Below are 12,347 nucleotides of genomic sequence, written 5' to 3' on the forward strand. Positions count from 1 at the left end.
GTGACCAGCATCGATGTGCACACCGACTGGGCCCTGCCCGGTCTGCGCGCCATGGCGGACCACCCGGTGCTCGTGGTGGTCGACGTCCTGTCCTTCTCGACGGCGGTCGACGTGGCGACGAGCACCGGCGCCCGGGTCATGCCGCTGCGCCGCAGGACGCGTCGGCACCCGAGGACGTCGTGCTCGCGCGCCCCCGCAGCCTCGACGAGTGGTCGCTGAGCCCGTCGTCACTTCGCACCCTGACACCGGACGTGCTGCTGGGGCTTCCGTCGCCGAACGGCGCGACGCTGTGCGCCGAGGCCGTCGCCACCGGGGCCACCGTGTTCGCGGGCTGCCTGCGCAACGCGGAGGCCGTGGCCCGCGCAGCGGCGCGGGTGGGCGGCCCGATCGGAATAGTCGCCGCCGGGGAGCGCCGGGACGACCAGTTGCGCCCGGCGATCGAGGATCTGCTCGGCGCGGGCGCGATCATCTCCGCGTTGCCCGGACGGCGCTCCCCCGAAGCCGAGCTGGCCGCGGCAGCGTTCCAGGCCGTGTCAGGCGAGACCGGCGCCATGCTCGCCGACTGCGAGTCCGGCCGCGAGCTCGCGGAGTGGGGCTTCGCGCACGACGTCGCGCTGGCCGCCGAGGTCAACTGCAGCCGGCGGGCGCCCGTGCTGCGGGACGGGATCCTGACGGCCGGATGAGGCGGCCTCGCGTCCACACAGGACGACCGGGCCACGACGAACCCGCCGAGCTGCTTTCGCGCAAGATCGTTAGACCATTCGACTTAATGAACTGATCTGTTCGGCCCATTTGTGTCGCTTGGTGGATCCGAACAGTTTCCCAACACGTCATTCTTTCCGGAACAGGGGGGTTCTGCCGGGGAGGGCGCGTGGTTGAAGACATCGGCGCTGCCGAGCGCATGGTCCAGCAGTGGCAGGAGCGTGCCGCGGAGAAGGCCGAGAAGTTCGGCCGGATGCAGCAGGAGATCGAGCAGATCGCGGTGACGGAGACTTCCCGCGACGGAGCGATCCAGGTGACCATCGGCTCGAACGGCATCCTGCAGGGCCTGCAGCTCTCCGAGAACGCCGGCAACCGCCCGATGGCGAAGCTCGCCGCCGAGATCATGCGCGCCGTGCAGACCGCGCAGGCGAAGATCCCCGAACTCATGCAGCAGGCCGTGGCGGGCACGGTCGGGCTGGAGGACTCCGCCGCCCAGCACGTGCTCGGCGAGGCCCGCAAGAACTTCCCGGAACCGCCCGCGGACGAGGACGGGCCGCAGGGGCGCGACGCCGGCGTGCCGGAGATGCGGTTCGGGCTGGAAGACGACTACGAGGAACCGCAGCAGCGGCAACGACCTCCGCAACGTCCCGCCACGCCGCCGCCTCCGCAACAGCAGCCACGACCGTCGCGCCGCCGCCCGGACGACTTCGACGATGACGACTTCAGCGGTGGTTCGTTCCTGCGCTGAGTTCCGCACTGAGGGGAGCCGACGATGGCCGACGAGATGAACGTCGTCATCGAGAACCTGCGATCGCACGCGTCCAAAGTGGATGGTGTTGTCGATCAGCTGAACGTCGCCGTCGACGCGTCGCAGCAGGTGACGATGAACAACGACGCCTACGGGATCCTGTGCCAGCCCTTCGCGCTGATGCTGCAGCCCGTAGAGCAGTACGGCGTCGAGACGCTGCAGAAGGCCGTGGAGGCGATGCAGGACACCGCCGAGAACGTGCGCGGCGCCGCCGAGGTCTACCAGTCCACCGATGACGACAACAGCTCGATGTTCAGCGGGATGCAGTGATGGCCGACAATCCGCTCGTCGTAACCGAGGACACCCTCCCGAAGGACCCGAACGAGACGCCCGACAGCATCAAGGGCGTCGGCATCCTGGAGTCGTACCACGACGTCACCAGCCTCAACGACGAATCCAGCTGGGTGGAGGCGGGGCTCGCCTACGGCGGTGCCGCGATGGAAGTGGCCAGCATGGTCATGGACCCCATCGGCACGCTGGCGTCCTACGGCGTCTCGTTCCTGATCGAACACGTGCAGCCGCTCAAGGAGGCGCTGGACTGGTTCGCCGGCGACCCGGACGGCGTCAAGGCCTACGGCGCGACCTGGCAGAAGGTTTCCGAAGCCGTCAAGCAGGCCGCGGAGGAGTACAACAGCGCCGTCCAGGGCGACACCTCGCAGTGGACCGGCGCCGCCGGTGACGCCTACCGCAAGCACGCCGAGGAGAAGGCCAGCGCGCTCAACGACGCCAGCGAGCTCGCCGGCATCCTGAGCACCGTCGTGACGGTGATGGGCGAGGTCGTCTCGTTCGTCCGCGAATTCGTCCGCGACCTGGTCGCCGACTGCGTCTCGCGGCTGATCACCTACGCGCTGGAAGCCCTGTGCACCTTCGGGCTCGGCACCCCGGTGATCGTCGCCCAGGCGACCGCGTTCATCTCCAAGACCGTCTCGAAGATCAGCGAAGTCGTCCAGAAGCTGGTCAAGACGATCAAGAACGTGGCGCCGAAGATCGCCAAGATGGTCGAGGTCCTGGGCAAGATCCTTAAGAAGCTCGGCAAGGGCATCAAGAAGGTCGTCGACGCCCCCGGCAAGCTCGCCGACAACTTCGCCGAGGGCTCCTGGAAGAAGTTCGACGACGCCTTCGGCACCAACGTCGTCGGCAAGCACAACACCAAGCCGGGCGGCGGCCCGAACATCAGCGGCGACGGCGGCTCCGGCAGCGACGGCGGCTCGGGTTCAGGTAGCGACGGCGGCTCCGGCTCCGGCAGCAACGGGTCCGGCAACGGGTCGGGCTCCGGCTCCGGCTCCGGCTCCGGGTCTGGCAGTAACGGGTCCGGCAGCAACGGATCCGGCAACGGGTCGGGCTCCGGCTCCGGTGGCGACGGATCGGGGTCGAGCTCCGGGTCCGGCAGCGACTCCGGGTCCGGCAGCGACTCCGGGTCCGGCAGCGGCTCGGGCTCCGGTAGCGACGGATCGAGCTCCGCCAGTTCCAGCGGAAGCTCCAACTCCGACCCGAGCGGTTCGGGATCCAGCTTGGACGGCTCGGGATCCGGCGGCGACGGCCGGTCGAGCGGCGACGATTCCGGCAGCTCGCACTCCGATTCGTCGTCCAGCGGTTCGTCGAGCTCCAGCAGCACGGACTCGGGCGGTTCGCACTCGTCGAGCTCGTCGCCGGACAGCAGCAGGCCGACCTCCTCGCCCGACGGCTCCTCGCCGGATGGCCCCGGTTCGAGCAGCCACTCCAGCAGCAGCTCCTCGCCCGACGGCCCCGGTTCGAGCAGCCACTCCAGCAGCAGCTCCTCGCCCGACGGCCCGGGCTCAAGCAGCCACTCCGGGGGCGGGTCCTCCGGGTCGCCCAGTGGTGGGCACGCGCCGGACAGCCGCAACACCGCTTTTTCCGGCGACCTCTCCGGCAGCCCCAGCGGCGGCTCCAGCCCGCACGGCGGAGGCTCCAGCCCCGACGCGGGTGGCTCGCCGAGCGGCGACTCCGGCCCGCACGGCGGCGGATCGTCCGGCGGCGGCATGCCCGGTGGCGGCGGGACGCACAGCGGTGGTTCCGGTGGCGGCAGCAGTCACTCGCCGTCGTCCTTCGACCGGCCGAGCAACCCGTCCGGCACGAGTTCGTCCAGTGTGGACGCTCCGGCGGCTCCGCAGACCGCACCATCGCCCAACGCTCCCCGCACCGATCAGCCGAACGCCGGAGCCCCGGCGGGCGGCGCGATGGGCGGTGGCACGCCCGGCGGTGGCGCCGGTGGCGGTGGCGCCAGCCCGAGCGGCGGCGGAAGCCGTCCGGGTTCCGGAGGCGGCTGGACCGGCACCCCCGGCAGCCCCGGCGCGGCCGGACGCCCACCGTCCACTCCGGACGCTGCGCCGCGGCCCACTGCGGCGCCCCGCGGATCGGCGGGACCGGACGCACCGCCCCGCCCGAACGGTGGACCGACCGGCTCTCCCCGGCCGACGGGCCCCGACGGCCGCGGGCCGGGAGGCCCCGGCGCGCCGCGCACCGACGCGCCGAACCAGCGCCCCACCGGCCCGAATGGCGGTCCGAGCCAACGCCCCGACGCGGGCGGCCCCGGCTCGAAGCCGGACACCACAAAGACACCGGATTCCACGAAGACCCCGGACACCACGAAGGCACCGGACTCGACCAAGGCACCGGACTCGTCCAAGGCACCGGACTCGTCCAAGGCACCGGACTCGTCCAAGAGCCCGGACTCAACGAAGTCCCCGGACGGCACCAAGTCGCCGGACACGTCCAACCAGCCGGACTCGAAGGGCCCGGACACGGACAAGCCGAAGGACGGCGCGGACTCCCAACGCGAGCCCGACACGACGGACAAGCCGAAGGACGGCACCGACTCCCAGTCCGAACCGGACGGCCCGGACAAGCCGAAGGACGACGCGGACAAGCCGCACGAGCCGGACGCCGACAAGCCGGAGCCGGGCACGCCCGAGTACGACCAGAAGATCAACGACGGCGCCGACACCCTCGACAACAACCGCACCGATGCGGGGACTTCCGGCCACACCGACCCGAACATGCAGGACCTGGCGCACCGGGTCCCGGACGACGGCAAGCACTTCACCGTCGACGCGCACATGGGTCCGGACGGCCGGATCGACATCGGCGGGCGCAGCTACTCGCCGGACGAGTTCGCCGACGTGCTGCGCCGCTCGGGCTGGGACGGCCAGAGCCCGGTCCGCCTGGTCAGCTGCAACTCCAGCGACTTCGCCGGCGACCTGGCGAAGAAGCTCGGCGTGGACGTCACGGCCCCGCGCGGCCTGGCCTGGACGGACACCAACGGCAACGTCTTCGCCGGCAGCCGAGCCTCGGACGGCGGGCCCACCTGGCCGCCGGACGGCGGCTGGGACACCCACCACCCGGACGGCACGAACTCCCCGGCCAGCGACGACGCCTTCCACCCGTCCCGCGACGGCGAAGACATCGGCGACCGCCCCGACGACGCCGAAGCACGCGGGAACCAGGAGAAGCTCAGCGAAGAGGAGATCGACAAGCGCAAGGCGGCCCTGGACAAACCTCCCCACGACAACAAGTACTACCTCTACGGCGGTGGGCACGAAGCACGTCTGCGCGATGGCCAAAGCGGACCGCCGCTGCGATGGGACGAGAACTCCAACGACTGGGTCCAGCGCGAAGGCACGCTCGAACCGACGCCCGACACGCCTGATCACCTCAGGGACGACCACACGTACATGCGCTGGGTCTACGAGGGTGACCGCCCGGCCATCTCGGATGCGACCAAGCAGAGCGTCTACCAGAACACCGAGATGAACCCCGATGGTTCGTACAAGTGCGCAGCGTCCGGCAAGCCCATCCCGGTGGCCGAGGACGGCGCCGGAAAGCCGCAGTTCTACGAACGCACCGGGACGCCGCCGCAGCTCAAGGAAACGACCCCGCCGGGCTGGTACACGCGCGGGGAGGAGCCTCCGTCGCCACCGCACGACAAGTTCACCGTCCCGAAGCAGGAAGAGGTGGACGGCAAGGTCCGAAGCGTGGCGGACATGGGCCATCAGCCGGAGTACGAGTACTGGCGGCAGCGGGAGTTCGCGATCCACCACGACGTGACTCGCGACCAGTACAAGTCGATGTACGACCACCCCGACCACTACCGCCTCGAACTCAAGTCGGAGAACCAGAAACACAGCCACGAATCGACGGCGCCGGGCTTCGGCAAGTACCCGCAGCTGTTCGAGAGGCATTTCGGCGACCAGCAGCTGCGACCGATCTCCGCCACTCCCGTCGACCCGCAAACGATCGTCAAGGGAGGACCGAAGCTCGGGGACCCCCGCCGCTGATACGGTCCTGAAACGCTCGCCGGGAAAGCCGCATACTTCCAGGAAGAACGATCGGAGCACCTGTGACGAACGCCCAGCAGCCCCCCGAGCTGCTCGACCACCTCGAGCAGCGCCTCGGGCAGGTTCAACGGATCGAGTCGGCGCAGTCGGACCGCGGCAACCGCGGCTACGACCTGACCTTCTACCAGAACGAGGAGCCGCCGGTCACCACCGTGGTCACCAACGGCCTGCGGTTCCAGAAGGTCACCTCGATGCTCCCCGAGGAGCTGGTCTGCTCGCTGCGTTCCGACCAGCAGCACATCGCGCACTACCTCACCGACTCGATCGCCTCGTTGATCATCAAGAACGAGCGGGGCATGGAGTACGGATCGGTTTTCGAGAACGACCAGCCGATCATCGAGGGCACCGAGATCGTCGGCGTGATCGCGCACACCAGCCCGATGTTCGACGAAGCGTTCAACCTCTACCCGGACAGCACCAAGCCCCAGCTGCAGATCATCACCTTGGTTCCGGTCACCAAACCCGAGATCAATTTCGTGGGGCGAGAAGGTGCCGACATGCTCTTCGAGGTCTTCCACCTGAACAGGACGAACATCCTGGACGTGCATCGCGAATCGGCCGTCTAGCCGCGGGCCCTGCGATCAACGAGGTCGCCCATCCGGCTCTGGCAACCCTCGGCCACTCGCAGCGACCGAGGGAGCCCTCAGGGCCGGGCTACGCCGTCCTGCCCAGGTGGTCGGCCGTTCGGGTCGTTTCCGGCAGGCGGTACTTCGGCGCCAGGCGGAGCACCAGGTCGCAGGCCCCGTCGAGGGTGTAGCGGTGGCCGACGGAGACGAACACCGGCTTGACGCCCCGCTGCGTCCGCAGCGCCCGGCCGACGACTTCGTCGTCCATCTTCAGCGGCGACCACGCCCCGCGCGCCTCGCCCGGCGGCTCGTAGCGGCCCATCGCCGTCTTGCCGACCCCGATGCTCGGGAGGTCGGTCAGCACACCCAGGTGGCAGGCCAGCCCGAAGCGGCGCGGATGGGCGAGACCCTGCCCGTCGCAGACCAGGACGTCCGGCACCACCGACAGCCCGGACAAGGCCCGGAGCAGTGACGGCGCTTCGCGAAACGCGAACAGCCCTGGCACATAAGGGAAATCGGACTCGCCGCGCACGACCACACTGTCCACAACGGACAGCGTCGCCACGTCGACGACCGTCACCGCCGCGACCAGGCGACCCGAGTCGTCGCGGTAGGCGACGTCCAGGCCCGCCGCCGTGCGCACCTCCGCGGGCTCGCCGTCGAAGCGCACGAGCGGGCGCAGCTTCTCCTGGATCGCAATGGCCTCGGCTTCCGTCGAGGGCCAGGGGTGCGGCTCACGAACTCGGATCACGCACCGATGCTAGGGCAGGCCCGTGAGTGCTTCGGGGTGCTATAGCGCCCCGAAGCGCTCACGGGTCCCTGGCCGTCAGAGCTGGATGGACTTGGTTTCGAGGAACTCCTCGATGCCGTGGCGGCCGAACTCGCGGCCGTTGCCGGACTGCTTGTAGCCGCCGAACGGGGCGTTGGGGTTGAAGCGGCCGCCGTTGACGTCGATCTGGCCCGTCCGCAGCCGCCGGGCCACCGCCAGGGCCCGCTCGTCCGACCCGAACACCGCGCCCGCCAGGCCGTAGTCGGTGCCGTTGGCGATCCGCACGGCCTCGTCCTCGTCCCGGTACGGCAGGATCGACAGCACCGGGCCGAAGATCTCCTCCTGCGCGATGGTCATCTCCGGCGTCACCCCGGCGAACACCGTCGGCCGCACGAAGAAGCCCTTCTCCAGGCCCTCCGGCCGCTCCGGCCCGCCGGCGACCAGCTTCGCGCCTTCCTCGACGCCCTTGCGGATGTAGTCCACGACGCGGTCCCGCTGCGCCTCCGAAACCATCGGCCCGATCCGGGTGGACTCGTCGGTGGGGTCGCCGACGGTGTACTTCGCGGCCGCCGCGACGGCCAGCTCCACCGCCTCGGCCAGCCGCGACTCCGGCACCAGCATGCGGCTCAGCGCGTTGCAGCTCTGGCCGCCGTTCGGGAAGCAGCCGGCGACGCCGAGCTTCACCGCCTTGGCCAGGTCGGCGTCGTCGAGCACCACGTTCGCCGACTTGCCGCCGAGTTCCAGCGCCACCCGCTTCACCGTCTGCGCGGCCACCTCCGACACGCGCCGGCCGGCCCGGGTGGAACCGGTGAAGGACACCATGTCGACGCCCGGGTGCGCCGCCAGCGCCTCGCCGACCACCGGCCCGGTGCCGTGCACCAGGTTGAACGCGCCCGCCGGCACGCCCGCGTCGGCGACGATCTCGGCGAAGATCGCGGCCGTCAGCGGCGCCACCTCGCTGGGCTTGAGCACCACGGTGCAGCCGACCGCCAACGCGGGCACCACCTTGGCGACGATCTGGTGCAGCGGGTAGTTCCACGGCGTGATCGCGGCGACCACGCCGATCGGCTCCCGCACGACCAGCGAGTTGCCGATCTCCTCGGTCCAGGTGAAGCCGTTCTCCAGCACGTCGGCGATCCCGGCCGAGGTCGCCACCGGGACGCTCGCGTGCACCTGGGTCGCGAACTTGATCGGCGAGCCCATCTCGGCGGTCACCGTCGCGGCGATCTCGTCGCGGCGCTCTGCGATCCCCGCGGAGATCCGCCGGGCCACCGCGATGCGCTCCGCGAGCGGTGTGCCCGCCCAGCCGTCGAAGGCGGCCCGGGCCGCGGCCACCGCGGCGTCCACATCGGACGGCGTGCCGGCTGGGACCGAGCCGATCACCTCCTCGGTGGCCGGGTTGAGCACCTCGATCCGCGCCGCGCCGCCCTCGACGTGAGCACCGCCGATGATGTGGCCGGTGTGCGCCATGAAGCCTCCCTGATCCAACGCTGCAGACGTCACGGCGAGCCTGTCACAACAGACGAACCCCGGGGAACCCGCGAAAGTTTCAAAGTCCCCGCTTACTCTGCGTGGCGGGGCTGTCCTCGCGAGAAGCCCTCTGAGAACCCGCGGCGGTGCAAGTTGCACAGGTGGGCCAAGCGGCTACGCCGCTTCAAAGACAAAGCACACCGGTGATCAGTCGAACCTGGGCGACTCGGTGCGGGTCCGCTTGAGCTCAAAGAAGTACGGGTAGCTGGCCAGTGCGAGCGCCCCGTCGAACAGCTTCGCCGCCTCCTCGCCGCGCGGGATGCGCGTGATCACCGGGCCGAAGAACGCCACGCCGTCGACGTGGATGGTCGGGGTGCCGACCTCGTCGCCCACCGGGTCCATGCCCGCGTGGTGGCTGGCGCGCAGTTCCTCGTCGTACTCGGTGCTGCCGGCCGCCTCGGCCAGCGACGCGGGCAGGCCGGCCTCCGCCAGCGATTCGGAGATCACCTGATCGAAATCCTTGTTGCCCTGGTCGTGCAGCCGGGTGCCCATCGCGGTGTAGAGCGGCGACAGCACCTCGTCGCCGTGGTGCTTGGCCGCGGCGATGGCCACCCGCACCGGGCCCCACGCCGTGTCCAGCAGCTCCCGGTACTCCTCCGGCAGGTCGCGACCCTCGTTGAGCACCGACAGACTCATCACGCGGAAGTTCAGGTCGATGTCGCGGACCTTGGCGACCTCCAGGATCCAGCGCGAGGACACCCACGCGAACGGGCACACCGGGTCGAAGTAGAAGTCGACCCTGGGTCGGGCAGTGGCGGTCATCAAGCCTCCAACGTTCGAGAAGTAGCCCGCGGGCGCGTTCCGGCGCGCCCCGTCATGGGTACCAACCCCGGTAGAGCCGTTTGTCTTCCCGCCCGGGCCGACACGCCGACGGGGGGAGCCTGACCCGCCCGGCGGCACGTCCGCACGCGGACGTGATTTGATGCCTGCGCCAGGTACGCCAGGCGTGCCTGGCCTGACGAGTCCCCGACGAGCAACGAGGTGATCCGTGGCCCCGCCGAACCTCACCCGCGAACAGGCCGAGCAGCGCGCGGCCCTGCTGGAGGTCCAGTCGTACGTGATCGAACTGGATCTCACTGCCGGCGCGGGTGGGCCGGACGTGGAGACGTTCGGTTCCACCACAACGGTGCGGTTCCGCAGCAACCAGGCGGGCGCCGACAGCTGGATCGACCTGGTGGCAGACCGGGTCCACAGCGCCGTCCTCAACGGAGTCGAGCTCGACGTCTCCGACTACGACGAGTCCACCGGCATCCGGCTGCCGAACCTGGCCGCCGACAACGAGCTCGTGGTGCGCGCCGACTGCGGCTACACCAACACGGGCGAAGGCCTGCACCGCTTCATCGACCCGGTCGACGGCGGCGTGTACCTCTACAGCCAGTTCGAAACCGCCGACGCGAAGCGGATGTTCACCTGCTTCGACCAGCCCGACCTGAAGGCCACCTACCAGATCACGGTGGACGCCCCGGAGTCGTGGAAGGTCATCTCCAACGCCACCGCCGAGGTCACCGGGTCGGCGAACGGCAAACGGCACGAATTCGCCACCACCAAGCCGATGTCGACCTATCTGGTGGCGCTGGTGGCCGGGCCGTACGCCGAGTGGCGCGACGTCTTCCCCGGCGGGGACGGCCAGGACGAGATCCCGCTGGGCATCTACTGCCGCGCCTCGCTGGCCGAGCACCTCGACGCGGAGCGGCTGTTCACCGAGACCAAGCAGGGCTTCGGCTTCTACCACAAGGCGTTCGGGGTGCCCTACCCGTTCGGCAAGTACGACCAGTGCTTCGTGCCGGAGTTCAACGCGGGCGCGATGGAGAACGCCGGCTGCGTGACGTTCCTGGAGGACTACGTCTTCCGGTCGAAGGTCACCGGCTACCTCTACGAGCGGCGCTGCGAGACGGTGCTGCACGAGATGGCGCACATGTGGTTCGGCGACCTGGTCACCATGCGCTGGTGGGACGACCTGTGGCTCAACGAATCGTTCGCGACCTGGGCCAGCGTCCTCGCGCAGGTCGGCGCGACCCAGTACGACCACGCCTGGACCACGTTCGCCAGCGTGGAGAAGTCCTGGGCGTACCGCCAGGACCAGCTGCCGTCGACCCACCCGGTGGCCGCCGACATCCAGGACCTGCAGGCCGTGGAGGTCAACTTCGACGGCATCACCTACGCCAAGGGCGCCTCGGTCCTCAAGCAGCTGGTCGCCTACGTGGGCCTGGACAACTTCCTGGCCGGGCTGCGGGTCTACTTCAACCGGCACGCCTGGGGCAACGCGACCCTCAACGACCTGCTGCAGGCGCTGGAGGAGGCCTCCGGCCGCGACCTGTCGTGGTGGAGCGCGCAGTGGCTGGAGACCACCGGCCTGAACATGCTGCGGCCGCGGTTCACCACCGACGACGAGGGCCGGTTCACCTCGTTCGAGGTCGTGCAGAACGGCGCCCGGCCCGGCGCGGGCGAGCTGCGCACGCACCGGCTGGCGATCGGCATCTACGACGACGAGGGCGGCAAGCTGGTGCGCAAGCACCGCGTCGAGCTCGACGTCACCGGCGAGCGCACCGAGGTCCCCGACCTGGTCGGCGTGCACCGGGGCAAGCTCGTGCTGGTCAACGACGACGACCTGACCTACTGCTCGCTGCGCTTCGACCCGGAGTCGCTGGCCTCGCTGATCGACCGGATCGGCGACATCGACGAGTCGCTGCCGCGGGCGCTGTGCTGGTCCACCGCCTGGGAGATGACCCGCGAGGCGGAGTTGAAGGCGCGCGACTTCGTGACGCTGGTGCTGGGCGCGTCCGTGGACGGCGGCATCGGCGCCGAGAGCGAGATCGGCGTCGTGCAGCGGGTGCTGCTGCAGACCCAGACCGCGCTCGCGTCCTATGTGGACCCGTCGTGGCAGGGCGAGGGCTGGCGGCGGTTCTCCGGCCGGCTCTTCGAGCTCGCCCGCGCGGCCGAGCCCGGCTCGGACCACCAGCTCGCGTTCGTCAACTCGCTGGCCGGCTCGGTGCTCTCCGCCGAGCAGGTCGCCGAGCTGCACGGCTGGCTGGACGGCTCGGCGCCGCTGGCCGGGCTGGCCGTCGACACCGACCTCCGCTGGCAGCTGCTGCAGGCGCTGGTCGCGCACGGCGCGGCCGGTGAGGCCGAGATCGACGCGGAGCTGGAGAAGGACCAGACCGCGACGGGCCGGCGGCGCGCGGAGCGGGCGCGGGCGCTGATCCCGACCGCCGAGTCCAAGGAGAAGGCCTGGCAGCGGGCGGTCCACGACGACCAGCTGCCGAACGCGGTCAGCGACTCGATCATCGCGGGCTTCCAGCACCCGGCCCAGCGCGAGCTGCTGGCGCCGTACGTGCGGCGCTACTTCGACGAGATCGACGAGGTCTGGCAGCGCCGCTCCAGCGAGCGGGCCCAGCCGACGGTGATCGGGCTGTTCCCGTCGTGGGCGGTCACCGACGACACGGTCGCGGCCTCGGACGCCTGGCTGGCCGGCGAGCACCCGTCGGCGCTGCACCGCCTGGTCTCGGAGGGCCGCGCGGGCATCGTGCGCGCACTGGCCGCCCGGGAGTTCGACCGCTCCTGAGCTGATCGGTCGAGGGGCACCGGCGACTCGTTCGCCGGTGCCCCTTTCGCGTTGG

The 12,347-nt window shown here is 70.3% G+C and carries 10 protein-coding genes; 7 read left to right on the forward strand and 3 right to left on the reverse strand.

Features of this window, described 5'->3' with window-relative positions:
- From AC07EQ_RS14270 to AC07EQ_RS14295, 6 genes are all read left to right on the forward strand, one after another.
- Positions 1 to 219, forward strand: coding sequence for a hypothetical protein (locus AC07EQ_RS14270; RefSeq protein WP_478388393.1), 219 nt, complete (start codon positions 1 to 3; stop codon positions 217 to 219).
- Entirely contained in the window at positions 180 to 683 is a 504-nt protein-coding gene (locus tag AC07EQ_RS14275; protein ID WP_478388394.1) for a 2-phosphosulfolactate phosphatase, read from the forward strand. Before AC07EQ_RS14270 ends, AC07EQ_RS14275 begins: the two co-directional genes overlap by 40 nt.
- 188 nt (positions 684 to 871) lie before the next feature.
- Positions 872 to 1,450 (forward strand): YbaB/EbfC family nucleoid-associated protein, encoded by a 579-nt coding sequence (locus tag AC07EQ_RS14280; RefSeq protein ID WP_478388395.1) that lies wholly within the window; start codon positions 872 to 874, stop codon positions 1,448 to 1,450.
- 24 nt (positions 1,451 to 1,474) lie between these two features.
- Positions 1,475 to 1,780 (forward strand): ESX-1 secretion-associated protein, encoded by a 306-nt coding sequence (locus tag AC07EQ_RS14285; protein ID WP_478388396.1) that lies wholly within the window; start codon positions 1,475 to 1,477, stop codon positions 1,778 to 1,780.
- Positions 1,780 to 5,805: a GH-E family nuclease gene (locus AC07EQ_RS14290; RefSeq protein ID WP_478388397.1), complete on the forward strand. Its 4,026-nt coding sequence runs from the start codon at positions 1,780 to 1,782 to the stop codon at positions 5,803 to 5,805. The genes AC07EQ_RS14285 and AC07EQ_RS14290 overlap by 1 nt, the downstream gene beginning before the upstream one ends.
- Positions 5,806 to 5,867: 62 nt before the next feature.
- Positions 5,868 to 6,431: a suppressor of fused domain protein gene (locus tag AC07EQ_RS14295; RefSeq protein ID WP_478388398.1), complete on the forward strand. Its 564-nt coding sequence runs from the start codon at positions 5,868 to 5,870 to the stop codon at positions 6,429 to 6,431.
- Positions 6,432 to 6,519: 88 nt separating this feature from the next.
- Here AC07EQ_RS14295 and AC07EQ_RS14300 read toward each other — a convergent pair whose 3' ends face one another.
- The 3 genes from AC07EQ_RS14300 to AC07EQ_RS14310 all read right to left on the reverse strand — a co-directional run bounded on the left by AC07EQ_RS14300 (position 6,520) and on the right by AC07EQ_RS14310 (position 9,492).
- Positions 6,520 to 7,179, reverse strand: coding sequence for an endonuclease V (locus AC07EQ_RS14300; protein ID WP_478388499.1), 660 nt, complete (start codon positions 7,177 to 7,179; stop codon positions 6,520 to 6,522).
- A 78-nt stretch (positions 7,180 to 7,257) separates the two neighbouring features.
- Complete coding sequence (locus AC07EQ_RS14305) at positions 7,258 to 8,670, reverse strand: aldehyde dehydrogenase family protein (protein WP_478388399.1); 1,413 nt, start codon at positions 8,668 to 8,670, stop codon at positions 7,258 to 7,260.
- A gap of 207 nt (positions 8,671 to 8,877) precedes the next feature.
- A complete protein-coding gene (locus tag AC07EQ_RS14310) occupies positions 8,878 to 9,492 on the reverse strand; it encodes a mycothiol-dependent nitroreductase Rv2466c family protein (RefSeq protein WP_478388400.1) in 615 nt (204 codons plus the stop codon).
- A gap of 226 nt (positions 9,493 to 9,718) precedes the next feature.
- Here AC07EQ_RS14310 and pepN point away from each other — a divergent pair, with 226 nt between their 5' ends.
- On the forward strand, positions 9,719 to 12,292 hold the full coding sequence (gene pepN, locus AC07EQ_RS14315; RefSeq protein WP_478388401.1) for an aminopeptidase N: 2,574 nt from the start codon (positions 9,719 to 9,721) through the stop codon (positions 12,290 to 12,292).
- Positions 12,293 to 12,347 lie beyond the last annotated feature (55 nt).

The sequence above is a fragment of the Saccharopolyspora sp. NPDC045839 genome (genome assembly GCF_056431645.1).